Genomic DNA, 24,130 nt, shown 5'->3' with positions numbered 1-24,130 from the left:
CCAGACGGGCAAAAACGAGGCAGAGATGAACAAGATCAAGACCCGTGCGGCGCAGGCGGCGCTGCCGATTAACCAGATTCTGGCAGGCGACTGCATCGAGATCATGAACAGCTTGCCCGAGGCGAGCGTGGACCTGATCTTTGCGGACCCGCCCTACAACCTGCAGCTCCGTGGCGAGCTGCACCGTCCCGACAATTCCAAGGTCGATGCGGTCGATGATCACTGGGATCAGTTCTCGTCCTTCTCGGCCTATGACCAGTTCAGCCGCGACTGGCTGGCCGCCGCGCGTCGCATCCTCAAGCCGAATGGCGCGATCTGGGTGATCGGCTCCTATCACAACGTGTTCCGCATGGGCGCCGAACTCCAGAACCAGGGCTTCTGGATCCTGAACGACGTGGTCTGGCGCAAATCGAATCCGATGCCGAATTTCCGGGGCAAACGCCTGACCAACGCCCATGAGACGCTGATCTGGGCTTCGAAGTCGGAAGGCGCGAAATACACCTTCAATTACGAGGCGCTGAAGGCGCTGAACGAAGGCGTGCAAATGCGCTCGGACTGGGTGATCCCGATCTGCAATGGCGGCGAACGCCTCAAGGATGACAATGGCGACAAGGCGCATCCGACGCAAAAGCCCGAGGCGCTGCTGCATCGCATCATCCTTGGCACGACCAACCCGGGCGACGTTATCCTCGATCCGTTCTTCGGCACCGGCACCACCGGCGCCGTGGCCAAGATGCTCGGCCGTGAATTCATCGGCATCGAGCGCGAGGCCGCCTATCGCGAGGTCGCCGAGAAGCGCATCGCGAAGATCCGCAAATTCGACAAAGAGGCCCTTGAGGTCTCCGCCTCGAAACGCGCCGAACCGCGCATCCCCTTCGGCCAGCTGGTTGAGCGCGGCATGCTGCGCCCGGGCGAAGAGTTGTTCTCGATGAACGGCCGCCACAAGGCCAAGGTCCGCGCCGACGGCACGCTGATCGGCGACGACGTGAAAGGCTCGATCCATCAGGTCGGCGCCCATCTCGAAGGCGCGCCCTCCTGCAATGGCTGGACCTACTGGACCTTCCGTCGCGATGGCAAGCACGTCCCGATCGACGTGCTGCGCCAGCAGATTCGGGCCGAGTTGCACTAGGCCACCCGTTATTCAGTTACCGCCGGTGCCTGTGGTCCGCCCGCAGGCGCAACCTTGCCCCGCCGTTCACTCGGCGGGGTCTTTTGGCGTTTTCGGGCACCTTTTCACTGAGCCAAAAATACTCCGGGGGACGTCCGCAGGACGGGGGGCAGAGCCCCCTCCGCGTCAGCTGTCTTCGAGCCGCGACCGAAACTCGCGCAGCACGGGCAGCATCGCGCGCACCTTCTCGGCGCCGATATCGCGCACCACATCCGCGATCACCGGCATGAAGGCCGAAAGCGCCGCATCGCGCGCAGCTTTCCCCGCGGGCGAGATCGACACCCATTTGCGCCGCGCATCGTCCCAGTCGGGGCGGATATGGATATGCCCGGCCCATTCCAGCTTGGAGAGTGTGTTGGTCATCGCCCCGCGCGTGACGTGGAACGTGGCGGCCAGCTGCGCCGGCGTACGCTCGTCCCCGATATGCGCCAGGTGGTTAAGCACCGAGAAATGCGAGATTTCCATGCCTTTCGGCAGCGCCCGGCTCACCATGTTGCGGGCAAGCTGGTCGGCCATGAAGACTTCGGCAAAGAGTGCGGCGGCAAGGGGGTCGAAACTGTCGGTCATGGGGCGTCGAAGGAAATGTCGTGGAACAGGGATGGCACACGAGCCCGCGCCTTGTCGACCGCCGAAAGGTCGAGATCGACAAGTATGACGCCCGGTTCGTCTCCGCCATCGGCCAGAACCTCGCCCCAGGGTCCAACCGCCAGCGAATGGCCATGCGTGCGGCGCGGCTTGCCCTGATGGGCCGCATGCGCGCCGGTTTGTGCGGGGGCCAGAACGAAACAGCCCGTCTCGATGGCCCGCGCGCGCAACAGGCTTTCCCAATGCGCGGCGCCCGTCGTGTCATTGAAGGCCGCCGGCACCGTCAGGATGCGGGCGCCCGCCTTGGCCAGCGCGCGAAACAGGTGCGGAAAGCGCAGGTCGTAACAGATCGTCATGCCGACCGGTGCGAACTCGGTCTGGGCCAGAACCGCCCGGGTTCCGGGTTGATAACCATCTGATTCGCGGTAGCTTTCCGCCTCGGAGACGGTCACGTCGAACATGTGAATCTTATTGTAGCGCGCCACGATCCGTCCGTCGGGGCCGATCATGAAGGAGCGGTTCGAAAACCGTCCGTCCGGGCTTTCGCCCTGCAGGGCGAGCGAGCCGATCAGCAGCCAGATCCGCAGATCGGCGGCCTCGGCCCGCAGCGCCGCAAGCGTGATGTCCTCGGCCTCGGGGCGCAACACGGCCCGCTGATGCGCGCGGTCGGACGACAGCAGGTTGGTGCATTCCGGCGTCAGCATGAATTTGGCACCGTCCGCCGCCGCCTCTCGGATCAGCGCGCGGGTGACGCCCAGATTCGCTTCGGGGTCATCACTGACCGAAAGCTGGATGAGCCCCGCGCGCAGCACCGTTCAGCTCGCGAGCAACTGGTCGAGCTTGCCCTGATGATCCAGCGCATGCAGGTCGTCGCAGCCACCGATGCCCTGCCCGTCGACAAAGATCTGCGGCACGGTGCGGCGGCCGTTTGCACGCTGCATCATCTCCTGGCGGAGGATCGGGTTGGCGCCCACATCGGTTTCTTCATAGGCCACGCCCTTCTGATCAAGGAGACGCTTGGCCGCGATGCAATAGGGGCAGGTGCGGGTGGTGTAGATTTCAACGCGTTTCATTGGGAGTCCCTAAGAAGTCGGCTCGACTATAGGGATTTAGGTATTCCGTGCAACGCGCGCCAGTAGCAGCACATCGACGCAGGCTGCATTTGCAGAAATTGCGGCCTCGGCAACGGCCCGCAAAGTTGCGCCCGAGGTGATCACATCGTCGATGATCATCAACCTACTACCAGATATTACGGTTTCTTTTCCGTTGGTTATGCCGATTGCGCCGGAAAGGTTGGCAGCCCGTTCCTCGCGGCTGCGCCCTTCTTGCGAGGGGGTGGCACGAACCCGCCGAAAAAGATCCGGAACGTAGATAGAGCCGGTTTGGCGGGCGATTTCCTGTGCCAAAAGCGCCGATTGGTTGTAACGCCGCTTAAGCATGCGCAGCCGATGCAGCGGCACCGGCGCGAGGATGCTGTCGGGCCCGATCAGGGGCGCGCCGGCCCGCGCCATCCAGCCCGCCAGCGGGCGCACGAGATCCAGCCGGTCGCCATGCTTGAGCTGTAGCACCAGCCGTCGTCCGGTCTCGGAATAGGTCAGCGCGGCGCGGCCCTGTCGCCAGGGCGGCGGATCGGCCAGACATTCGTCGCAACACAGCGCCTCGTCGGATTGCCCCGGCAGGGGGGTGCCGCAACGCGTGCAGCAGGCGCCCTGAATGAAGCCCGCATCGCGCCAGCATGGGCCGCACAGCCCCTGGTCCGAGCCGACCGCCTCGCCGCAGCACAGGCAGCGCGGCGGAAACACCAGATGCAGTGCCGCATCCAACCCGGCTAGCATCCGCCTGCGAACCGCACTAATCTCCGTCCCCGACATGACAACACCACCTCTCCTGACCGACCAGAGCGCGCTGATGCGCAACCGGGCCCGCGCCATGGCCCGCGGCCCCGAGCTGTTTCTGCACGAGGACGCGGCGCTGGAGCTTGAGGAGAGGCTCAACGAGGTTAACAGAACCTTTACGGCACCTGCCGTCGTCGCACCTTTCTTCGCGCCGTGGCAGAAAATCCTGCCCACGGCCAAGCTGGTGCCCGAAAGCGAGGTGCTTGACCTCGAAGCGGGCGCGCATGACCTCGTGGTGCATGCGATGGGGCTGCATTGGGCGAATGATCCGGTTGGGCAGATCGTGCAATCGGCCCGCGCGCTGCGCCCAGACGGGCTGTTCATCGCCGTGATGTTCGGCGGTCAGACCCTGAACGAGCTGCGTGCGGCCTTGGCCGAGGCCGAGGTTTCGGTGACCGGCGGGCTGAGCCCCCGAGTGCTGCCAATGGGCGAAATCCGCGATCTGGGCGCCTTGTTGCAACGCTCCGGGCTGGCACTGCCGGTGGCAGACAGCGTGATGCGCAAGGTGACCTATGAAACCCCGCTGCGGCTTTTGGCCGATCTGCGCGGGATGGGCGAGGCGAATGCGCTGGCCTCGCGCCTGCGCCGCCCCACGCGCCGCACGGTCTTTGCCGAGGCTATGGCGCGGTATACGCGGGCCTTTGCCGAGCCCGATGGCCGGGTGCGCGCGAGTTTCGAGATGGTCTGGCTGACCGGCTGGAAGCCGCATGAAAGCCAGCAGAAACCGCTCCGCCCCGGTTCTGCGCAGGCGCGTCTGGCCGAGGCGCTGGGCGCCACCGAATTCAAGACGGGTGACAAGGCGGGCCGCTAGGGTTTGCCCAATCGCCGCATTGACCCGTGCCGAAAACGCTTTAAGTCGGGCAAAAGCCGTAAAGCCAAGACAGGACGACGAGAATGACCAAAGACGCGAACCCGCGCCTGAAACATGCCCCCGCCGACCACCCGCCGGTGAAACCGGCCAAGATCGGGGTCCTGGTGGCCAACCTCGGAACCCCGGACGCGACCGATTACTGGTCGATGCGCCGTTACCTGAACGAGTTCCTCTCGGACAAGCGGGTGATCGACTATCCGGCGTGGAAATGGCAGCCGCTGTTGCAGCTCATCATCCTGTCGAAGCGGCCCTTCACCTCGGGCGCAAATTACAAGACGATCTGGAATAACGAGGCGAATGAAAGCCCGCTGATGACGATCACCAAGCAACAGGTCGCGAAGCTGCGCGAGGCGGTTGCCACGCGTTACGGCGCCGAGGTGGTGGTGGAATACTGCATGCGCTACGGCAATCCTTCGACCTTCGATGTGGTCGATCGGATGGTGCAGCAGGGCTGCGAAAAGATCCTCTTCGTGCCGCTCTATCCGCAATATGCGGGTGCAACCTCGGCCACGGCGAACGATCAGTTCTTCCGCGCGCTGATGAAGCAGAAACGCCAGCCCGCGGCCCGCGTGGCGGCGGAGTACTTTGACCGCCCGAGCTATATCGAGGCGCTCGCGCAATCGGTCGAGCGGGTTTATCCCACGCCCGAGAGCCGCCCCGATGTGCTGGTCGCGTCCTATCACGGCATGCCCCGGCGCTACCTGATGGAGGGCGACCCCTACCATTGTCAGTGCCAGAAAACGACGCGGCTCCTGCGCGAACGGCTCGGCTGGCCCGAGGGCTCGATCGAGACGACCTTCCAGTCGGTCTTCGGCACCGAGGAATGGCTGCGCCCCTACACGGTCGAGCATGTGGCCGAGCTGGCCAAGGCGGGCAAAAAGAACATCGCGGTGATCTCGCCGGCGTTCTCGGCCGATTGCATCGAGACGCTCGAGGAAATCCAGGGCGAGATCTGCGAGGCGTTCGAACATGCGGGCGGCGAGAATTTCACCTATATCCCCTGCCTCAATGACGACGACGCGCATATCGCGGCGCTGATGGAAGTGGTGCAGGAAAACCTGATGGGCTGGATCGCCTGATCCGCCCGCGCCGAAACGCAAAAGGGGGGCCACTGGCCCCCCTTTGTCATTCCATCCTGCGCGCCGGTCAGATCAGCAGCACCTGCGTGCCGACCTTGGCATAGCCGAACAATTCCTTGATGTGCTCGTTATAGAGCCCGATGCAACCGTTCGACGACTTGCGCCCGATCTTGCGCGTGTCATGCGTGCCGTGGATGCGGTAATACTGCCAGCTCAGATAGAGCGCATGGGTGCCCAGCGGGTTATCGGGGCCTGCAGGCACGAAATCCGGCCAGTCGGGGTTGCGCTGCTTCATCGAGGGAGTCGGCGCCCAGGTCGGGCCTTCGACCTTGCGGATCACCTCGGTGCGCCCGCGCCGCGTTAGTTCCTCGGAGACCGGCACCGAGGTCGGGAACAGGCGATAGATCGACTGATCCTCGGACCAGTAATGCAGCGCCCGCGAGACCGTATCGACAAGGATCGCGCCATATTTCAGGTTGCTGAAATAGGGCTGCCAGTCCAGTGCGCGGAAGCTCGAGATATTGCGGCGGATGTTGGTATTGGCATTCTCTTCGTGCCGCTCAAGGCCCGCGTCGGGCGTGGTCAGCGCCTGCGAAAAGGCGGGCATAGCGGTGCCAGCGCCCAAAGCGGCGGCGGTGCCCAGGAAGGCACGGCGATCAAGAAGGCGGCGGGGATGAGACATGGCTCTCTCCGGGAACAGATTTCGACTTTCCGCAGCATCTAGAGTGACACTCGCACGAAGGCAAATCAAACCGGCGTCATCGCGCCTTCACGCAACTGTGGGTTTGCGCGACGAAGGGTGAACGTGTAAAGGGTCGGGCCAAATGCCAAGGGGATAAGGCCGATGTTTCGAGTTGTCGCAATGTTACTGGTCAGCGGGTTTGCGCTGAGCGCCTGCATGTCGAACGAGCCGCAGCTTGGCCCCGATGGCAAGCCCCTGCCGCAAGTCTACAAGATCGGTGCGCGCGACGCCGAGGTGATCCCGCTCCGTGTCGTCGAGTCGGTCAATACCATGCGCGCCGCGCGGGGTACGGCTCCGATGGTTCTGAATTCGCAGCTTTCGGCTGCTGCCGCCGCCCATTCGCAGGACATGTCGCGCCAGAACCGGTCGTGGCACTGGGGCTCGGACGGGTCTTCGCCGCTGGATCGGGCGGCGCGTGCGGGCTTCATGGGCACTGTTACCGGCGAGAACATCTCGGAGACCTACGAGACCGAGCTGGAAACGCTTTCGGCCTGGATGCTGCTGCCCGACACGCGCGACGTGATCCTCAACCCTGCCTCGACGCAGATCGGTTTCGGCTGGTATCAGGAGCCCTCGGGCAAGATCTGGTGGACGATGCTGACCGGGCACTGAACCCCGCAAGCGAAAGGGCCCCGAGGGGCCCTTTTTCATGGGAAGATGTGGATCGGCGTGCCGTTCGAAACCATCGAATAGATCTCTTCGATCTCTTCGTCGGTGACGGCAATGCAGCCAGCCGTCCAATCGCGGCCCCGGCCCTTGTTCTTGCCGGCCTGCCCGTGGATGAAGATGTCCCCGCCGGGTTTCTTGCCGTTCGCCTCGGCAAAGGCGCGGTCGCTCGCGTTCGGATAGGACACCCCGAGCGAGAGGTGATAGGCGGAATTCGGATTGCGCCGGTCGATCATGTAGGGGCCCTCGGGCGTCTTGCCGTCGCCCTCGAAGCGTTTCGGCCCGATCGGGTCGCCGCCCAGCGAAATCTTGTAGTCCTTGACCACCTCGCGATCGGCGATCAGGTACATCCGGCGGCTTTCCTTGAAGACCTGAACGGCGGTGATTGCCGGGCCGGAATAGGTCTTGAACTTGCCGCCGCCACAGGCGGAAAGCGCCATCAGCGCGGTGGCGCCCAGCATCAGATCGCGGCGTCCAGTCATGGTTCTGCTCGTGCCCCTTGTTTTCCGCCATCCTGCCATGGATTGACGATTTTGCGCAGCCCCTATCCGCGCCGAAAGAGCGATGCAAGCTCGACATGCGCCGAGTAGCGGAACTGATCGACCACCAAGAGCCGCTCCAGCCGGAACCCCGCCGCGATCAGCGCGGCCGCATCGCGCGCGAAGCTGACCGGATTGCAGGAAACATAGGCCAGCGCGGAGGTTTTCGAGGCGCAGATCTCCGCCACTTGCGCCTCCGCCCCGGCCCGCGGCGGGTCGATCACGATCGCGTCATAGCGCACCAGCTCATCGGGCAGGAGCGGGCGGCGGAACAGGTCGCGCGCCTCGTGGGTCACGCGCTTGAGCCCCTCGGCCATCCGCCAGCCCTTGTCGAGCGCGCCCAGCATCGCCGCTTCGCCCTCGACCGCATGCACCTCGGCGCCTTCGGCCAGCGGCAGGGCAAAGGTGCCGCAGCCCGCGAACAGATCGGCCACGGTTTTCGCCCCCGCGACGGCCTCGCGCACGAACCCGACCAGCGCCGCCTCGCCCTCGGCGGTCGCCTGAAGGAAGGCGCCGGGCGGCGGCGTCACGCGGGCCGCGCCAAAGCGCTGCATCGCCGGGCGCCGCGCGGCCACCATCTCGCCGTTCCAGCTGAGCTGCGCGAGGTCATGGCGCTCGGCCAGCGCGGAAAGTTCCGCAAACAGGCCAGAATCCAGCTCTTTTCCACCCTGCGCAGCGACATCGAGCCCGGCCTCCGAAAGGGTCACGGCAAAGGCGATCTCGCCCTTGCGCGAGCTGCCAAGCGCCGTCGCCTCTTGCAGGATCGGGCGCGCGGCTAGCAGATCGGGGCGCAAGATCAGACACTGTTCCACCTCAACCAGCGTATCCGAGCCGCGCGCGTGAAACCCGACAAGCGTGCCTTTCTTGGTGCGTCGCCCGGCCAGTGTGGCCCGTCGGCGCGAATGCAGCGGCGAGGTTTGCACGGCGATCTCGGGTGCCTCGATCCCACGCGCGGACAGGGCCGTGCGCACCACATCGGCCTTCCAGGCGGCGGTGAAGTCCTCGGAAGCGTGTTGCAACAGGCAGCCGCCACAGGCGCGGTAATGCGGGCAGGGGGCCTTCACCCGCTCGGGCGAGGGCGTCACGATCTTGGGCGCGGCGATGCGCCCGGCCTCAGGCGTGCCCTCGACCACCTCGCCGGGCAGGGCCATCGCCACATGCACCGTGCCCTCGGGGCCGCGCGCGACCCCGTCCGCCGAAATCGAAAGCCGATCTATGGTGATTTGCATGGCAGGCTCCTTTTGACGCCCCAGTAGCAGGCGCAGGCTTGGCCTGAAAAGACCCTATTCCGCGGCATTCTGGCTTTCGTCACAGCCGATGAACCCGCCCGACTGCCGGTTCCAGTAGCGCGCGTAGAACCCGTTCATCGCCAGAAGCTCGGCATGATTGCCCTGCTCGACGATGCGCCCTTGATCGAGCACGACGATCCGGTCCATCTCGGCAATGGTCGAAAGCCGGTGCGCAATCGCCAGCACGGTCTTGCCCTGCATCACGCGGTGCAGCGCGGATTGCACCTGTGCCTCGACCTCGGAGTCCAGCGCCGAGGTGGCCTCGTCCAGCACCAGGATCGGCGCATCTTTCAGGAAGGCGCGGGCCAGTGCGATCCGCTGGCGCTGCCCGCCCGACAGTTTCACGCCACGCTCGCCCAGCATTGCCTCATAGCCATGATTGCCGCTGGAGTCGCTGAGTCCGAGGATGAACTCATGCGCCTCGGCGGCCTTGGCAGCGGCGATCATCTCGGCTTCGGTGGCGTCGGGGCGACCGTAAAGGATGTTCTCGCGGGCCGAGCGGTTGAACATCGCGGTCTCCTGCGTGACCATCCCGATCACGCGGCGCAGGCTTTCCTGCGTGACCGCGGCCACATCCGTGCCATCGATCAGAATCCGGCCTTTTTCGCAGTCATAGAGCCGCAAAAGCAGCGCGACGAGGGTCGATTTCCCCGCGCCCGAGGCACCCACGATACCGATCTTTTCGCCGGGCCGGATCGTCAGCTCGATGCCGTCGATGCCGCCTTTGGCCTGCCCATAGGCAAACGAGACGTGATCGAAACGGATTTCGCCGCGCGGCACCTGCAACGCCCCCGCGTCGGGCTGGTCGATCAGCCCGTGCGGCGGCGTCAGGGTCTTCATCCCGTCCTCGACCTCGCCCACGGCGCGCCAGATCCCCATCAGCGCCATCGAGACCCAGCCCGACATCTGCGCGATCCGGATGGCAATCGCACCTGCAGCGGCGATGTCGCCGGGCGTCGCCTCGCCGCGTTGCCACATCGCGATCGCGAGTCCCAGCAAGATCACCGGCAACAGCCCCGACAACGCCATCTGAGCGACCCTGTACCAGCCCGAAATCACCCCGAAAGACCGCGCCGTGCGCCGATAGCCCTGCATCGCTTCAAGCGCAGCGCTGTCTTCGTGGGCGGAATGGCCGAAAAGCTTGACGGTCTTGATATTGGTGATCGTGTCGACGACCTGCCCGGTCACCATTGCCCGAGCACCGGCATTCGCCTTGGAGCGCCCCCGGACATGCGGCAGAAACGCCTGGATCAGGGCGACATAGACAATCAGCCAGAGGCCCAGCGCCACCGCGCCCCAGGCCTCGATCCCGATCAGCACGACGATCGAGCCGATGATCGAGGAAAGCGCGAAAAACCCGGTGTTGTTGATCTCGGAGACGGTCTGCGTGACCGCATTGGCCGTCTGCATCTGCTTTTGCGCGATCCGTCCGGCGAAATCATTGTCGAAAAACGTGACCGATTGGCCCATCGTCCAGCGGTGCAGCCGGGCCAGAACCTGCGGAAACACCGTGGGCATCAGCAGAACATTGGTCGAGGCCGCGCTGATCCCGAAGATCGCGGGGCGTACCAGCATGTAAAAGGCCACGAACCCGACGATCAGCCAAAGATTGCCAGAAAACACCGTATCGGGTTCCGCGGCGAGCGTCGCGTCGATCACCCAGCCCAGCAACAGCGCCGAAAGGGCCTCCATCGAGCCTGCCAGCGCCGAGAAGCTGGCATCGAGGGCGATGATCGGCCAGCTGCCCTTGAGCGACCAGCGGAAAAACCCGCCCAGCTGCCGCGGGGGCGGCCCGTCGGCGGGGCGAAAAGGATCAGGGCGCAGGAACATGTGTTTGTTATAGCGCGGCCTGCAGATCAGGCCAGCAGATCTGCGCGCGACAAAGTGAATCCGGAGGCGATCCAGCGGGCTTCGCGGTCACGCAGCGCCGCGCCAAGCGCGGGCCCCGAGAACCGATCGGCAAGGTCTGCGGCCCGGATCGGCAGTTTGGCGGCGGCCCCGAAATCGGCGTTTTGCAGTGAAACAGGGTCGAAATGAGCCTCGAACAGGGCCGCGCGCAGAAGCAACACTGCCCGTGCATCCTCGGCGCCGATGCGATAGCCCAGCTCGGCTGCGCCCTCGCCGGAGCCCAGATGATCGCGCAGGCGCGCCAATCGGCGTGTTTCGTTGCGGGACAGTCGCAGGGCGTCATCGGGTGCCTCTCCGCCCAGAACGGCAAGCCGCATCAGCCAATCGGCCTGCCCGGGGGCATGAAGCTCTTCAAGATGGACCAGCGGCCCGAGGTGTTTCGGGTCCGCGCCCGCGATGACCTGCGCCAGAACGCCGGTTTGTGCCATGCTCGCCAGTGCGCGTGACGGATCGGGCGCGGCCAGGAGCTTGCGCATCTCGTGCCCGATCCGTTCCTTGGATAAAGACCCTATTCCAGCACAATTCGCAGCCGAGGCCGCCAGTCCGTCAGGGTCGAACCCGTCATCCGGCGCGCCGTACCAGGCGGTGAAGCGGAAGAACCGCAGGATGCGCAGGTAATCTTCGCGGATCCGGTCTTCGGCATCGCCGACAAAGCGCACATGCCGCCGGGCAAGATCCTCGAGCCCTTCGCCGATCGGGTCGAGAACTGCGCCCGACGCAGCCAGATAGAGCGCATTCATCGTGAAGTCGCGTCGCTGCGCATCGTCGAGGATATCGTCCGAAAACGCGACCGTCGCATGGCGGCCAAACGTCTCTATATCACGGCGAAACGTGGTGATTTCAAAGACGGCGCCCTCACGCACGAGCGTCACCGTGCCGTGGTCAATTCCCGTCGGAACCGCCTTAAACCCGCCCTGAGGCGCCAGTTCGATCACACGTTCGGGGTGGGCATCCGTGGCGATATCGAGGTCGGACACCGGCGCGCCCAAAAGCGCGTTACGCACGCAGCCGCCGACCAGATAGGCCTGATGCCCTGCCTCGTTCAGAAGGCGCAGCACTGCCTGCGTAGTTTCGTCTTCAAGCCAGTCGGCCGTGATCTTCATGCGCCTTCATCCGGTCCGCCAATGTCCGCAGCATACGCGCAGTCGCGCCCCAGATGTAATAGGGCCCGTAAGGTGCCACGTAATAGCTGCGCCACGTCCCGAGCCAGCGCCGCCGTTCGGGCCAGAAATTTGCGGGGTCCGCGATATGCGCAAAGGGCACGGTAAACACCTCGTCCACCTCGCCGGCCTCGGGCCGGGGCGTGAAAGGTGTGTGTACATGCGCCAGAACCGGGGTCACGAGGAACCCCGTAATTGTCTCATGCGGCTCTAACACACCCAGAATCGACACATTTTCGGGTGGGAGCCCGATTTCTTCCTGCGCTTCGCGCAAGGCCGCGCCGATCGGGCCGTCATCTTCGGGGTCGACCTTGCCGCCCGGAAAGGCGATCTGGCCGGGGTGGTGCTTGAGATGCGGGGCGCGCTTGGTCAGGTAAAGCCGCAGCTCGCCCTGATGCTCCTCAAAGGCCACGAGGACCCCCGCCGCGCGCAGCTTGCGGCCCGGCGGAAGGCTGATTTCAGGGTTCAGGTCGTAATCCGACGAAGGCCGCCCCGGCGCGGCCAGAGCGGCGATGACCGGGGCGAGGGGATCACACATCGGAGCTTTCGCCCTCTTCCGCGGCTTTCGGCGTGCCATCGGGGTTCAGCGTCGCTTCGAAGCCGAGGCTCTCGGGGTGCATCTCGTAATGTGCGCCGCAGAACTGGCAATCGGCGGTAACCTGGCCGTCGTCGTTGATCATGTGGCGCATCTCGCGCGCCGAATAGATCGAGAGCGACTGACGCACGCGGTCCTCGGAGCAGGTGCAGCCGAATTTCACGGTCTGCGCATCGAAAACCCGCGGCGCTTCCTCGTGGAACAGGCGCACCAGCAGATCGGTCGGCTGGACCGTGGGGCCGATCAGTTCGAGCTGCTCGACGGTGTCCAGAAGCACGTTGGCGCGCGTCCAGTTTTCCTGCTGGTCGTCATCGAGGATGTCTTCGGCCTGCAAAAGGCTCGCTTCGCTCGAACCTGCATCGGCACGCAGCGGCGAGGCGGGCGGCATGTGCTGCAGCATCACGCCGCCAGCGCGCCAGGCCTCGGACTGGCCGGGCAGGGTCGAACGGCCGAAAGCCAGCGAGAACCGGGTCGGCAACTGCTCGGATTGCGCGAAATACGTCTCGGCGCAGGCCGAAAGCGAGCCGCCGGCGAGCGGCGTGATGCCCTGATAGGGCGTCGTGCCCTGCCCCTGATCAATCAGGATTGCAAAGTAGCCATCGCCGATCTGGCTGAACGGATCGGCATTCGGGTCGAGGGTTTCGGCGTCAAAGCTGGCCCAGCCGCGAATGCGGGCGGGCGCCCCCTCTTCGGTGGGGGCGTAGTAATCGGTCGCGAGGATACGGATCGGACCCGAGCCGCGCACCTGAAGCGAAAGCTTCCAGCGCAGCTTCACGGTCTGTCCGATCAGCGCGGTCAGAAGGGCGATTTCGGCCACGAGGGTCTCGATCACGGCGGGGTAGTTGTGCTGGGCGAGAACGTTCTCGAGAACGCCGTCAAGACGTGCCACTCGTCCCCGGATATCCGAGCGGTCGAGTTGGAACGGCAGGACGGTATCGTCCCAGGCGATTTGCGAAAGCGTCGTCATGGCTTGTCCTTGAAGGGCGCGAAAATGGCCATCGAGGGCCTGTCGCGCGCTTGAATACCGTGCCTATATAGGGTGCACAACCGCAGACCCAAGGGGGAAAGATGATCCGACGTTTCGGCGAGCCGGTGCAGGGCGATCAGAAATACCGGCGGCGCGCCGGGGCCTATGCGGTGCTCTGGCGGGACGGAGAGGTGCTGGTCACGCATAAGGCGGCGCCGGTGCCGGAGTATCAACTGCCCGGCGGCGGGATCGACCCGGGCGAAAGCCCGGTGCGCGCGCTGCACCGCGAGGTCTATGAAGAGACCGGCTACCGGATCGCCCCGCCGCGCCGGTTGGGGGCGTTTCGGCGCTTCACCTACATGCCCGAATACGACATCTGGGCCGAGAAATTCTGCACGATCTATCTGGCGCGCCCGGTGCATCGCCTCGGTCCGCCGACCGAACCGGGGCATTCCGCCGTCTGGATGCAACCCGAAGCCGCGGCGAACCTGCTGGGCAGTGCGGGCGACCGGCATTTTCTCCGCCAAGCGATCGGGCTCTTGCGCCGGGGTTAATCGGCATTGGTCTTGGCGCCGTTGAATTCGAACAGCACGGCCGAGACATCATCGACAAGATTGCCCTGCGTATATTCGCTCAGATCCCAGAACAGCGCGTCGAGATAGGCCTGCCCGCGTAGCTTGGCCGAATCGCGCATCAACCGACTCAGCCCGTCTTCGCAGAGCATCTCTCCGGACGGGGTGGCGGCCTCGGTAATGCCGTCGGACATCAGGAACAGCCGGTCTCCGGGCGCGAGAACCGTCGTCACCTGCTCGTAATCCGCCATCGGCAAAAGCCCGATCGGTAGCCCGCCCTGACCGAGGAACTCGACCGTGCCATCCGCGCGCTGCACCGCCGGATGCGGATGCCCGGCCTGCACAAGGCAAACATCGCCCGAGACCAGATCGACATCTGCGTAGATCAGAGTGAAATAGGATTCGGTCTCCATCTCTTCGAGGATCAGCGTGTTCAGATGCTGCGCGACCTCGGCCGGGGGGCGCCCGTCATAGATGCCGAATTCGGACAGGATCAGCGCCACGTTCTGCTCGGGCGATGACCCCGAAAGATAACCCGCGATCCGCGCCGTCATCAGGGCCGAGGCGATGCCGTGCCCCGAGACGTCGATGCCAAACAGGCCGACGCGGCGCGCATTGATCGGGAAGAACCCGACAAGATCGCCTCCGACATGGCCCGAGGGTCGCAGCATCAGCGTCACCTCGGCTGCACCGAAGGATCGGTGCCGCTCCTTGATGAGGCTTTGCTGCAACTTGCGCGCCTCGCTGAGGTCGCGCTCGATCGCCTCCTGGGCGGCGCGCAGGAGGCGGTTCTTTTGCCGCAACTCGCGCTCCATCGTCAGGATCCGTTCTCCTGCGGCGAGACGTGCACGCAACTCCTCGCCATTCACGGGTTTCGACAGGAAATCATCCGCGCCGCTTTCAAGGCCCTGCGCGACCTCGTTCTTGTCGTTCTTGGAGGTCAGCAGGACGAAATAGCCATAGCTGGCGCGGTTCTGGTCGCGGAAGGCGCGGCAGAATTCGAGCCCGTTCATCCCGGGCATCACCCAGTCAGACAGCACGATGTCGGGCGCGCGTTCGGCACAAAGTGTCAGCCCCTCCTCGGCCGATCCGGCCTCGATCACCTCATAGCCCGAACGCGCGAGCTGCGCCGACAGGATGCGCCGCTGCATCCGGGAATCGTCGACCACCAGAACGCGCCGGGACGCCCCGCCGGCGGGCTCTGGGCTGGAGGGGGCTGAGGTCTCTGCGACGTCGGGCAAAACGAGTCATCCGTTGATCGAATATCCCCGCATCCTTGCGCGAAGACTTTAAGGAGAGGTGAAGACCCGCTTGCGCCGGAGGCGGTTAAACCTTCTGCAAGACTTCGCCCTTACCCTCAGGAGTGGTGAAGGTCATTCGGGTTGGTTTTGCCGACTCGTCGGAGGTGGACATGATTGATTGGGATCGGGTTGCGGAACTGCGTGCCGAAATCGGCGCGGATGAGTTCTCGGAAGTGCTGGAGCTGTTTCTCGACGAGGTCGAGGGTGTCGTCATGCGGCTTGGCGCAACGCCGGAAAAGCTCTCGGATGAGCTGCATTTCCTGAAAGGATCGGCCTGGAACCTGGGGTTCCGGGATTTCGGTGCAATCTGTCAGGCGAATGAACGGCGCATCGTGGCCGGGGGTGCGGCGGCGGCCGATATTCCGGCGATCATCGCCTGCTACGGCCAGTCGAAAGAGATTTTCATGGCGCGTGCAGATGAATTCTGCGCTGCCGCCTGAGGGCCTCAGATCAGGAATTCTGCAAGAATCTGGTCTTCGGTGATATCGCGATAGCTGAAGCCCGCCGCGTCAAGTTGCGCTTCGAGGCGGGTGAAACTGTCGGGCGATTTCGTTTCGATCCCGATCAGGACCGAGCCGAAGTTGCGCGCCGATTTCTTCAGGTATTCGAACCGGGCGATGTCGTCGTCTGGGCCGAGCATCTGTAGGAACTCGCGCAGCGCGCCGGGGCGCTGCGGCATGCGCAGGATGAAGTATTTCTTCAGCCCCGAGAACCGCTGTGCGCGCTCCTTGACCTCGGGCAGGCGCTCGAAGTCGAAATTGCCGCCGGAGGTCACGCAGACCACGGTCTTGCCGCGAATCTGATCGGCCAGTTCGGGCAGCACGTCGATCGAGAGCGCGCCGGCCGGTTCGAGCACGATGCCCTCGACATTGAGCATCTCGAGCATGGTCACGCAGATCCGATCCTCGGGCGCCAGATGCACCTGCTCGGCGGTGATCCAGTCGAGCCGCTCAAAGGGCAGTGCTCCGATCCGCGCGACCGAGGCGCCATCGACGAAGCTGTCGACATGATCAAGCGTGACCGGCTTGCCCGCGGCCACCGCCGCCGTCAGGCTGGCGCCGCCCACCGGCTCTACGAACTGAAACTGCGTCTCGGGGGCGGTGGCGCGCAGATAGCCGGTCACGCCAGCGGCCAGCCCGCCACCGCCCACCGGCAAGATCACCAGATCCGGCGCCTGGCTCAGCTGATCAAGGATCTCGACCCCGACAGAGGCCTGCCCCTCAATCACGCCCGCATCGTCGAAGGGTGCAAGGAAATGCGCCTTGGCCTCGGCACAAAACGCCTGCGAGGCGGCCAGCGTCTGGTCGAAATAGTCCCCGGTCAGGACGATCTCGATCGCGTCGCCGCCAAAGGTCCGGGTTTTGTCGATCTTCTGCTGGGGCGTCGTCACCGGCATGAAGATCGTGCCCTTCACGCCGTAGTGCCGACAGGCAAAGGCCACGCCCTGCGCATGGTTGCCCGCGCTGGCGCAGACGAAGTGATCGGCGGTCGGATCGGCTTCGCGGAGTTTCCGCATCGCGGTGAAGGCGCCGCGAATCTTGTAGCTGCGCACCGGCGTCAGGTCTTCGCGCTTGAGCCAGATCTCGGCGCCGTAGCGCGCCGAAAGGTGATCGTTGCGCTGCAGGGGCGTCGGATCGAACAGCGCGCGCAGGGCGCGAGTCGCGGCGAGGGCGGAGAGGGCAAATGCGGTCATGGCGCCAGAATTGTCCTCTGGAAGCGCGCCTTGCAAGCCCTGCTGAGGCGTCGGAATCGGCGAATTGTCGCCGTTGACATTTTTTTGCCCTGATTTCGCCTTCGTTATTGCTTAACCCAAGAGCGGTATTTGGGGGAGACCCCGATTTTCAAGACGAAAGGACGCGAAATGCGCATGCATAAAAGCTTCGTCGTTGCCCTGACTGCGGCGGCATTCCTCCTCTCCCCGACGGTTGACGGCTTTGGCTTCGGCGCCGACGCGGCCTATGCCAAAGGTGGCAACGGTGGCGGCAATGGCGGCGGTAACGGTGGCGGCAATGGCGGCGGTAACGGTGGTGGTAACGGTGGTGGTAAGGGGGGCGGCAAAGGCGGCGGCGGCTCCGCTGGCAGCAAAGGTACTTCCTTCAGCCCCAAAGCCGATCCCGCGCCGGCCAAGACCAAACCTGCCAAGCCGGTGAAAGCCAACCACGGCGCGATCGCCTCCGAGCTCAAGGGCCTGAACGCGGCCCATGCCAGCCCGACGGCGATGGCAAATGCCGCGCCAAACAGCCGCGTTGGCCGCGTTGCCGCTTATGCGACGGCCGTTGGTGCGACTGCCGCGCTTTCGGCGGAGCTCGAGCCGCTCGAAACCGAACTGGCCGGCCTGCTGGCGAACCCGCCGCGCTCGCTCGGCGATATCGACGCGGATATCGACGCGCTTGCGGATCCTGATGGTGTGGACAAGGACGCCTACGACGCTCTGGTCGCCGAGAAGGCTGCCGCTGAGGCGTATCCTGATACGGTGTCGGCGCTCGAAGGTGAGATTGAAGGCCTGAAAGAAGATATCGCCGAAGCCGAAGCGGCTGAGGAAGGTGCCTTGCTCGCGGCCTCGGATGGCCGCACGCTTTCGCCCGAGGCCCTCGCGGAGCTGCACGAGCTTCTCGGTCTGCCCGCCCCGGTCGAAGAGCCCGACCCGGCCGCGGCCGTTGTGGTTGTCGACGACGCGGATGCCGGCGACGGTACCGACGGCGCGGCCGAATAATCGCTCCTACCAGATCGAAAGCAGCGGGCGGCCCTGGCCGCCCGTTTGCTTTTGCGCGCCGCCCTTGTCCGCAACGCAAAAACCCACTATCCCGGCCCGAAACCAAGATTCCCGGAGATGCCCATGTCCGCGCCCAAGAAAGTCGTGCTTGCCTATTCCGGCGGCCTCGATACCTCGATCATCCTGAAATGGCTGCAAACCGAATATGGCTGTGAGGTCATCACCTTCACCGCCGACCTCGGTCAGGGCGAAGAGCTGGACCCGGCGCGCCGCAAGGCCGAGATGCTGGGCATCAAGCCCGAAAATATCCACATCGAAGACCTGCGCGAGGAATTCGTGCGTGACTTCGTCTTCCCGATGTTCCGCGCCAATGCGGTCTACGAGGGGCTCTACCTGCTGGGCACCTCGATCGCCCGCCCGCTGATCTCGAAGCGGCTGGTGGAAATCGCGCATCAGCACGGTGCCGACGCTGTCGCCCATGGCGCGACCGGCAAGGGCAACGACCAGGTGCGCTTCGAACTGTCGGCCTATGCGCTCGATCCCGCGATCAAGGTGATCGCGCCTTGGCGGGAATGGGATCTGACCTCGCGCACCAAGCTGATCGAGTTCGCCGAGCAGAACCAGATCCCGATCGCCAAGGACAAGCGCGGCGAGGCGCCCTTCTCGGTCGATGCGAACCTGCTGCACACCTCCTCCGAGGGCAAGGCGCTGGAAAACCCGGCCGATGAGGCGCCGGAATATGTGTATCAGCGCACCGTGTCCCCCGAAGAGGCGCCCGACACTCCCGAATATATCGAAGTGACCTTCGAAAAAGGCGATGCCGTCGCGATCAACGGCGAGGCGATGTCGCCCGCCACGATCCTCACCGCGCTGAACGAATATGGCCGCGTTCATGGCATCGGCCGCCTCGACTTCGTGGAAAACCGCTTTGTTGGCATGAAGTCGCGCGGCATCTACGAAACGCCCGGCGGCACGATCCTGCTCGAGGCCCATCGCGGCATCGAACAGATCACCCTCGATTCGGGCGCCGGCCACCTGAAAGACAGCCTGATGCCGCGCTATGCGGAACTGATCTACAACGGCTTCTGGTTCTCGCCCGAGCGTGAAATGCTGCAAGCCCTGATCGACAAGTCGCAGGAACATGTCACCGGCACGGTGCGTCTCAAGCTCTACAAGGGCTCTGTGCATTGCGTTGGCCGCTGGTCGGACCACTCGCTCTACTCCGAAAAGCACGTGACCTTCGAAGAGGACGCGGGCGCCTACGATCAGAAAGACGCCGCCGGCTTCATCCGCCTCAACGCGCTGCGCCTCAAGCTGATCGCCACCCGCAACGCCCGGGTGAAGAAATGAGCTTCTCGCAGCCGACGGCCGCCATCGTCACCGTCTCCGACCGCGCCAGCCGCGGCGAGTACGAGGACAAGGGCGGCCCCGGCTGCGAGGCTTACCTGCGCGAAGTGGTGACCTCGCCGCTCGCAATCACCCGCCACATCATCCCCGACGGGCGCGAGAGCGTGGCAGAAAAGCTGCGCGAACTGGTTGCCGCCGAGGCCGACCTGATCCTCGTGACCGGCGGCACCGGCCCCGCGCCCCGCGACGAAACCCCCGAAGGCTGCGCCGATGTCTTCGAAAAGGAACTGGCGGGCTTTGGCGAGGAAATGCGCCGCGCCTCTCTGCTTGAGGTGCCCACCGCGATTCTTTCGCGCCAATCGGCCGGCATCGCGGGCAAATCGCTGATCATCATGGTGCCCGGCAAACCGTCGGCCATCGCGACCTGCCTCGACGCGGTCTTCGCGGCCGTGCCCTATTGCCTCGACCTGATCGGCGCCGGCTGGATTGAGACCGACCCGGCCCGGATCAAGGCCTTCCGCCCCAAGGCGAAATAACCCGCTTCATTTTGCCGGAAATATCCCGGGGTGAATGGCCGCAGGCCAGAGGGGCAGCGCCCCTCAGCGCTTCACCGCCGCAACCGCGTAATTCACCGACAGGTCCCGCTCGCAGAGCTTCCAGCCGAAGGTTAGCGGGTTGAACACCATCCCCTTGCGATCTACCGCGTCCAGCCCCGCGTTGCGGATCAGCGCGTAAAGCTCGTCGGGGGTGATGAATTTCGACCATTCATGCGTGCCCTTCGGCAGCCAGCGCATCACCCATTCCGCGCCCACGATCGCCGCCATGAAGCTTTTTGGATTGCGGTTCAGGGTCGACATCACCATCAGCCCGCCGGGCTTCAAGAGTTCGGCGCAGGTATCGGTGAAACCCTGCGTATCGGCGACGTGCTCGATGATCTCCATCGCCAGCACCACGTCGAACCGCTCATCGGTCGCGGCGATATCCTCGGCGGCGCAGTTGCGATAGTCGATCTCCAGCCCCGATTGCTCGGCATGAAGCTGCGCCACGGGGATGTTGCGCGGTGCGGCATCGGCGCCCACGACTTCGGCGCCCAGCCGCGCCATCGGTTCGCTCAGGAGCCCGCCGCCACAGCCGATATCCAGAAGCCTCAACCCCTTGAATGGCTGCGGGGCCTTCAGATCGCGGCCGAATTGCGCGGCGATCTGCTGCGTGATGTAGTCCAAGCGCACAGGATTCATCAGGTGCAGCGGCTTGAACTTGCCCGTCGGGTCCCACCATTCGGCGGCCATTGCCTCGAATTTAGCCACTTCCGCCGGGTCGATCGTGTTCGTCGCCTGCGCCATTCCATCCTCGTCGCTTTGCAGTTCGCTGCCCGTAGCAGCCGCTGGTTTCCCGTTATATAGTCCGATCATGGACAGAACCGCAGGTCAAAAGCGCACACCGGCCGCATTTCTTTACCCGCCGATCGAGCCGAGCTACCGCACCATGCTCGACACCGGCGACGGCCACAGCGTCTATGTCGAGCAATCGGGCAACCCCGAGGGCCAGCCGGTGATTGTCTGCCACGGCGGGCCGGGCGGCGGGTCGAGCCCGGCGATGCGGCGGTTTTTCGATCCCGACCATTACCGCATCATTCTGTTCGATCAGCGCGGCTGCGGGCTGTCGCGGCCCTCGGCCGGGGTCGAAAACAACACCACCGCGCATCTGATCCGTGACATGGAGATGATCCGCGAGCGTTTGGGGATCGAGCGCTGGATGATCTTTGGCGGCAGCTGGGGGGCGACGCTGGGGCTGCTTTATGCGCAGGCGCATCCCGAACGTGTCGAGGCGCTTGTCCTGCGCGGGGTGTTCCTCGCCACGCAAGCCGAGCTGGACTGGTTCTATGGCGGCGGCGCGGCGCGGTTCTTCCCCGATCTCTGGGCGCAGTTCCGCTTGCCGATCCCGCCCGAAGAGCAAGACGACTTGATCGCGGCCTATCGCAAGCGGCTGTTTTGCGGCGAATACCCGACCGAGGCGCGCTATGCCCGCGCCTGGGCGATGTGGGAAAACGCGTTGGCGACAATCGATTACGACGGGCTGGTCGGAGAATCCCCGACCGATTACGCCCGCGCCTTTGCCCGGCTGGAAAACCACTATTTCAGCCATGGCTGTTTTATCGACGAGGGCCAGATCCTGCGTGATCGCGCCAAGATCGAGCACATCCGCGCGATCATCGTGCAGGGCCGTTTCGACATGATTTGTCCGCCGGACTCCGCCTGGCGGCTGAAGAAGGGTTGGCGCAATGCGGAACTGCGGATGGTGCCCGCGGCGGGCCATGCGCTCTCTGAGGTCGGGATCACCGCAGCGCTGGTTGCGGCGACAAACCGCCTGCGCGACTGAGCCCCACACAGAACCCTTGCCAATTCCCGGGCTTTCGCCTATATCGCCTTCAATAGCGGCGTGCCGGGGTCCAAACCTGGCGCCCACCGAAAAGATGCAGCGGGCCGCAACGGACCCGCTTTTTTGTTTTTCAAGGATCGGACATGACCGACCTCATCGCCAAAACCGCGATCGACCGGCGCCTCGCCGAGATCGTCGGGCCGACCATCGAAGGGCTCGGCTACGAACTGGTGCGCCTGCGCCTGCAGGGCGGCAAAACCGCCACGCTGCAGATCATGGCCGACCGCCCCGACGGAGGCATCAACGTCGACGATTGCGCGGTGATCTCGACCGCGGTTTCGGCCGTGCTCGATGTCGAGGACCCGATCGAAGAGAATTACTATCTCGAGGTTTCCTCGCCCGGCATCGACCGGCCGCTAACCCGGCTGAAGGATTTCGACGCCTGGGAAGGCTATGAGGTCAAGATTGAGACCTCCGAGCAGATCGACGGCCGCCGCCGCTTCAAGGGCATCTTGCGCGGCACCGAAGAGAACGAAGTGCTGATCGAGATCGAGAACAACGGCGAGATGGTCACCATCGGCCTTGATTTCGATTGGCTCTCGGACGCGAAGCTTGTGCTGACCGACGAGCTGATCGAAGAGATGCTGCGCCAGAAGAAAGCCACGGGCAGCATCGACGAAACGCAATTCGACGAGATCGAAACCGACACAGATTCCCCCGACGAGGAGACCTGAGAGATGGCAATCACCTCTGCCAACCAGCTTGAACTGCTGCAAACCGCGGAAGCCGTTGCGCGCGAGAAGATGATCGACCCGGATCTGGTGATCCAGGCGATGGAGGAATCGCTCGCCCGTGCCGCTAAGTCGCGTTACGGCGCCGAGATGGACATCCGCGTGTCGATCGACCGCAAGACCGGCCGCGCCAGCTTTACCCGCGTGCGCACCGTGGTCGAGGACGAGGCGCTGGAGAACTACCAGGCCGAGCTGACCGTCGCGCAGGCGAAGCAATATCTGGACAACCCGCAGGTCGGCGACACGATCGTCGACGAGGTGCCGCCGGTCGATCTGGGCCGCATTGCCGCGCAATCGGCCAAGCAGGTCATCCTGCAGAAGGTCCGCGAAGCCGAGCGTGACCGCCAGTTCGAAGAATTCAAGGACCGCAAGGGCACGATCATCAACGGCGTGGTCAAGCGCGAGGAATACGGCAATATCATCGTCGATATCGGCCGTGGCGAGGCGATCCTGCGCCGCAACGAGAAGATCGGCCGCGAAAGCTATCGCCCGAACGACCGCATCCGCGCCTATGTGAAAGACGTGCGCCGCGAAACCCGTGGCCCGCAGATCTTCCTGTCGCGCACCGCGCCGGAATTCATGGCCGAGTTGTTCAAGATGGAAGTGCCGGAGATCTACGACGGCATCATCGAGATCAAGGCCGTGGCCCGCGATCCGGGCTCGCGCGCGAAGATCGCCGTTATCTCGAACGACAATTCGATTGATCCGGTCGGCGCCTGCGTCGGTATGCGCGGCTCGCGCGTGCAAGCCGTGGTCGGCGAGCTTCAGGGCGAGAAGATCGACATCATTCCGTGGAACGAAGATCAGGCGACCTTCCTCGTGAACGCGCTGCAGCCCGCCGAAGTGGCGAAAGTGGTTATCGACGAGGAAGCGGGCAAGATCGAGGTCGTCGTTCCCGATGAGCAGCTGTCGCTGGCCATCGGTCGTCGCGGCCAGAACGTGCGCCTTGCCTCGCAGTTGACCGGTCTGGACATCGACATCCTGACTGAAGCCGAGGAATCGCAGCGCCGTCAGGCCGAATTCGCCGAGCGCACCAAGCTCTTCGTCGAAGCGCTGGACCTGGACGAGTTCTTTGCCCAACTGCTGGTGGCCGAAGGCTTCACCAACCTCGAAGAGGTGGCTTACGTCGATATCGACGAACTGCTGTCGATCGAGGGCGTGGACGAAGGCACCGCCGAAGAGCTGCAGGCCCGTGCCCGCGACGTGATCGAAGAGCAGAACCGCAAGGCGATCGCGGCGGCCAAGGAAATGGGCGTCGAGCAGTCGCTGTTCGACTTCGAGGGCCTGACGCCTCAGATGATCGAGGCGCTGGCGAAAGACGACGTGAAGACGCTCGAAGATTTCGCCACCTGCGCCGACTGGGAGCTGGCCGGCGGCTGGACCACGGTCGATGGTGCGCGCGTGAAGGACGACGGCATCCTCGAGCCCTACGGGATTTCGCTCGAAGAGGCGCAGGATCTGATCATGACCGCGCGTATCCAGCTGGGCTGGGTGGACCCGTCCGAGCTTGAGGCCGAAGAGGCCGAGGGCGAGGAAGACGAGGAGGCCGAGGCCTGAGCCTCG

At 64.6% G+C, this 24,130-nt stretch carries 26 protein-coding genes; 12 read left to right on the top strand and 14 right to left on the bottom strand.

What is annotated here, in order from left to right; all coding sequences use genetic code 11:
- Positions 1–25: 25 nt before the first annotated feature.
- Positions 26–1,129 (top strand): site-specific DNA-methyltransferase, encoded by a 1,104-nt coding sequence (locus CLN94_RS09580; protein WP_096433591.1) that lies wholly within the window; start codon positions 26–28, stop codon positions 1,127–1,129.
- Positions 1,130–1,294: 165 nt separating this feature from the next.
- Here CLN94_RS09580 and CLN94_RS09575 read toward each other — a convergent pair whose 3' ends face one another.
- From CLN94_RS09575 to CLN94_RS09560, 4 genes are read right to left on the bottom strand one after another with little or no spacing between them, the layout of a single operon-like run.
- Entirely contained in the window at positions 1,295–1,735 is a 441-nt protein-coding gene (locus CLN94_RS09575; protein WP_096433589.1) for a MarR family winged helix-turn-helix transcriptional regulator, read from the bottom strand.
- Positions 1,732–2,562: a carbon-nitrogen hydrolase family protein gene (locus CLN94_RS09570; RefSeq protein ID WP_096433682.1), complete on the bottom strand. Its 831-nt coding sequence runs from the start codon at positions 2,560–2,562 to the stop codon at positions 1,732–1,734. The genes CLN94_RS09575 and CLN94_RS09570 overlap by 4 nt, the downstream gene beginning before the upstream one ends.
- Before the next feature lie 6 nt (positions 2,563–2,568).
- Positions 2,569–2,826, bottom strand: coding sequence for a glutaredoxin 3 (gene grxC / locus CLN94_RS09565; protein ID WP_096433587.1), 258 nt, complete (start codon positions 2,824–2,826; stop codon positions 2,569–2,571).
- 36 nt (positions 2,827–2,862) lie between these two features.
- Complete coding sequence (locus CLN94_RS09560; RefSeq protein ID WP_245845170.1) at positions 2,863–3,624, bottom strand: ComF family protein; 762 nt, start codon at positions 3,622–3,624, stop codon at positions 2,863–2,865.
- Between CLN94_RS09560 and CLN94_RS09555 the strand changes: the two genes are divergently transcribed.
- Both CLN94_RS09555 and hemH read left to right on the top strand, forming a co-directional pair.
- Entirely contained in the window at positions 3,623–4,459 is an 837-nt protein-coding gene (locus tag CLN94_RS09555) for a methyltransferase domain-containing protein (RefSeq protein ID WP_096433583.1), read from the top strand. The two genes, CLN94_RS09560 and CLN94_RS09555, sit on opposite strands and share 2 nt — an antisense overlap.
- Positions 4,460–4,542: 83 nt before the next feature.
- Positions 4,543–5,598 (top strand): ferrochelatase, encoded by a 1,056-nt coding sequence (gene hemH / locus CLN94_RS09550; RefSeq protein WP_096433581.1) that lies wholly within the window; start codon positions 4,543–4,545, stop codon positions 5,596–5,598.
- 67 nt (positions 5,599–5,665) lie between these two features.
- Here hemH and CLN94_RS09545 read toward each other — a convergent pair whose 3' ends face one another.
- Positions 5,666–6,280 (bottom strand): L,D-transpeptidase, encoded by a 615-nt coding sequence (locus CLN94_RS09545; RefSeq protein WP_096433579.1) that lies wholly within the window; start codon positions 6,278–6,280, stop codon positions 5,666–5,668.
- 162 nt (positions 6,281–6,442) lie between these two features.
- Between CLN94_RS09545 and dalA the strand changes: the two genes are divergently transcribed.
- The gene (gene dalA, locus CLN94_RS09540) at positions 6,443–6,952 is read left to right on the top strand and encodes a divisome-associated lipoprotein DalA (protein ID WP_096433577.1); all 510 of its coding nucleotides are present in this window, start codon (positions 6,443–6,445) and stop codon (positions 6,950–6,952) included.
- A gap of 35 nt (positions 6,953–6,987) precedes the next feature.
- Here dalA and CLN94_RS09535 read toward each other — a convergent pair whose 3' ends face one another.
- The 6 genes from CLN94_RS09535 to hslO form a co-directional block, all read right to left on the bottom strand.
- Complete coding sequence (locus tag CLN94_RS09535) at positions 6,988–7,488, bottom strand: L,D-transpeptidase family protein (protein ID WP_096433575.1); 501 nt, start codon at positions 7,486–7,488, stop codon at positions 6,988–6,990.
- 62 nt (positions 7,489–7,550) lie between these two features.
- Positions 7,551–8,774 carry a class I SAM-dependent RNA methyltransferase gene (locus tag CLN94_RS09530; RefSeq protein WP_096433573.1) on the bottom strand — a complete coding sequence of 408 codons (1,224 nt, stop codon included), beginning with the start codon at positions 8,772–8,774 and terminating at the stop codon, positions 7,551–7,553.
- A 54-nt stretch (positions 8,775–8,828) separates the two neighbouring features.
- On the bottom strand, positions 8,829–10,664 hold the full coding sequence (locus CLN94_RS09525; protein WP_096433571.1) for an ABC transporter ATP-binding protein: 1,836 nt from the start codon (positions 10,662–10,664) through the stop codon (positions 8,829–8,831).
- A 26-nt stretch (positions 10,665–10,690) separates the two neighbouring features.
- Entirely contained in the window at positions 10,691–11,845 is a 1,155-nt protein-coding gene (locus CLN94_RS09520; protein ID WP_096433569.1) for a CCA tRNA nucleotidyltransferase, read from the bottom strand.
- Positions 11,820–12,440 (bottom strand): CoA pyrophosphatase, encoded by a 621-nt coding sequence (locus CLN94_RS09515; RefSeq protein WP_096433567.1) that lies wholly within the window; start codon positions 12,438–12,440, stop codon positions 11,820–11,822. Before CLN94_RS09515 ends, CLN94_RS09520 begins: the two co-directional genes overlap by 26 nt.
- Positions 12,433–13,464 (bottom strand): Hsp33 family molecular chaperone HslO, encoded by a 1,032-nt coding sequence (gene hslO, locus CLN94_RS09510; RefSeq protein ID WP_096433565.1) that lies wholly within the window; start codon positions 13,462–13,464, stop codon positions 12,433–12,435. The genes CLN94_RS09515 and hslO overlap by 8 nt, the downstream gene beginning before the upstream one ends.
- A 101-nt stretch (positions 13,465–13,565) precedes the next feature.
- Here hslO and CLN94_RS09505 point away from each other — a divergent pair, with 101 nt between their 5' ends.
- Complete coding sequence (locus CLN94_RS09505) at positions 13,566–14,018, top strand: NUDIX hydrolase (protein ID WP_096433563.1); 453 nt, start codon at positions 13,566–13,568, stop codon at positions 14,016–14,018.
- Here CLN94_RS09505 and CLN94_RS09500 read toward each other — a convergent pair.
- Positions 14,015–15,205 carry a PP2C family protein-serine/threonine phosphatase gene (locus CLN94_RS09500; RefSeq protein WP_281253539.1) on the bottom strand — a complete coding sequence of 397 codons (1,191 nt, stop codon included), beginning with the start codon at positions 15,203–15,205 and terminating at the stop codon, positions 14,015–14,017. The genes CLN94_RS09505 and CLN94_RS09500 overlap by 4 nt on opposite strands.
- Positions 15,206–15,447: 242 nt before the next feature.
- Here CLN94_RS09500 and CLN94_RS09495 point away from each other — a divergent pair, with 242 nt between their 5' ends.
- Positions 15,448–15,777, top strand: coding sequence for an Hpt domain-containing protein (locus CLN94_RS09495; RefSeq protein ID WP_096433680.1), 330 nt, complete (start codon positions 15,448–15,450; stop codon positions 15,775–15,777).
- Positions 15,778–15,782: 5 nt separating this feature from the next.
- Here the strand turns inward: CLN94_RS09495 and ilvA are convergent, their stop codons facing one another.
- Positions 15,783–17,030: a threonine ammonia-lyase IlvA gene (gene ilvA, locus CLN94_RS09490; protein WP_096433559.1), complete on the bottom strand. Its 1,248-nt coding sequence runs from the start codon at positions 17,028–17,030 to the stop codon at positions 15,783–15,785.
- A 168-nt stretch (positions 17,031–17,198) separates the two neighbouring features.
- Between ilvA and CLN94_RS09480 the strand changes: the two genes are divergently transcribed.
- From CLN94_RS09480 to mog, 3 genes are all read left to right on the top strand, one after another.
- On the top strand, positions 17,199–18,050 hold the full coding sequence (locus CLN94_RS09480; protein ID WP_179300280.1) for a hypothetical protein: 852 nt from the start codon (positions 17,199–17,201) through the stop codon (positions 18,048–18,050).
- Between the two features lie 123 nt (positions 18,051–18,173).
- Entirely contained in the window at positions 18,174–19,400 is a 1,227-nt protein-coding gene (locus CLN94_RS09475; RefSeq protein WP_096433555.1) for an argininosuccinate synthase, read from the top strand.
- Entirely contained in the window at positions 19,397–19,933 is a 537-nt protein-coding gene (mog, locus tag CLN94_RS09470) for a molybdopterin adenylyltransferase (protein ID WP_096433553.1), read from the top strand. The genes CLN94_RS09475 and mog overlap by 4 nt, the downstream gene beginning before the upstream one ends.
- Before the next feature lie 63 nt (positions 19,934–19,996).
- Here the strand turns inward: mog and ubiG are convergent, their stop codons facing one another.
- On the bottom strand, positions 19,997–20,740 hold the full coding sequence (gene ubiG, locus CLN94_RS09465) for a bifunctional 2-polyprenyl-6-hydroxyphenol methylase/3-demethylubiquinol 3-O-methyltransferase UbiG (RefSeq protein WP_096433551.1): 744 nt from the start codon (positions 20,738–20,740) through the stop codon (positions 19,997–19,999).
- 67 nt (positions 20,741–20,807) lie between these two features.
- Here ubiG and pip point away from each other — a divergent pair, with 67 nt between their 5' ends.
- The 3 genes from pip (at position 20,808) to nusA (ending at position 24,124) form a co-directional block, all read left to right on the top strand.
- Positions 20,808–21,776 carry a prolyl aminopeptidase gene (gene pip, locus CLN94_RS09460; RefSeq protein WP_096433549.1) on the top strand — a complete coding sequence of 323 codons (969 nt, stop codon included), beginning with the start codon at positions 20,808–20,810 and terminating at the stop codon, positions 21,774–21,776.
- Between the two features lie 143 nt (positions 21,777–21,919).
- Complete coding sequence (gene rimP / locus CLN94_RS09455; protein ID WP_096433547.1) at positions 21,920–22,510, top strand: ribosome maturation factor RimP; 591 nt, start codon at positions 21,920–21,922, stop codon at positions 22,508–22,510.
- Between the two features lie 3 nt (positions 22,511–22,513).
- Positions 22,514–24,124 carry a transcription termination factor NusA gene (gene nusA, locus CLN94_RS09450; RefSeq protein ID WP_096433545.1) on the top strand — a complete coding sequence of 537 codons (1,611 nt, stop codon included), beginning with the start codon at positions 22,514–22,516 and terminating at the stop codon, positions 24,122–24,124.
- The last annotated feature ends 6 nt before the right edge of the window (positions 24,125–24,130 follow it).

Origin of the sequence: Pseudothioclava arenosa (assembly GCF_002358085.1) — a bacterium.
GTDB classification, from domain to species: domain Bacteria; phylum Pseudomonadota; class Alphaproteobacteria; order Rhodobacterales; family Rhodobacteraceae; genus Pseudothioclava; species Pseudothioclava arenosa.
Note: the sequence above shows the minus strand (reverse complement) of the source record. Positions and strands in the feature narration are given on the sequence as shown.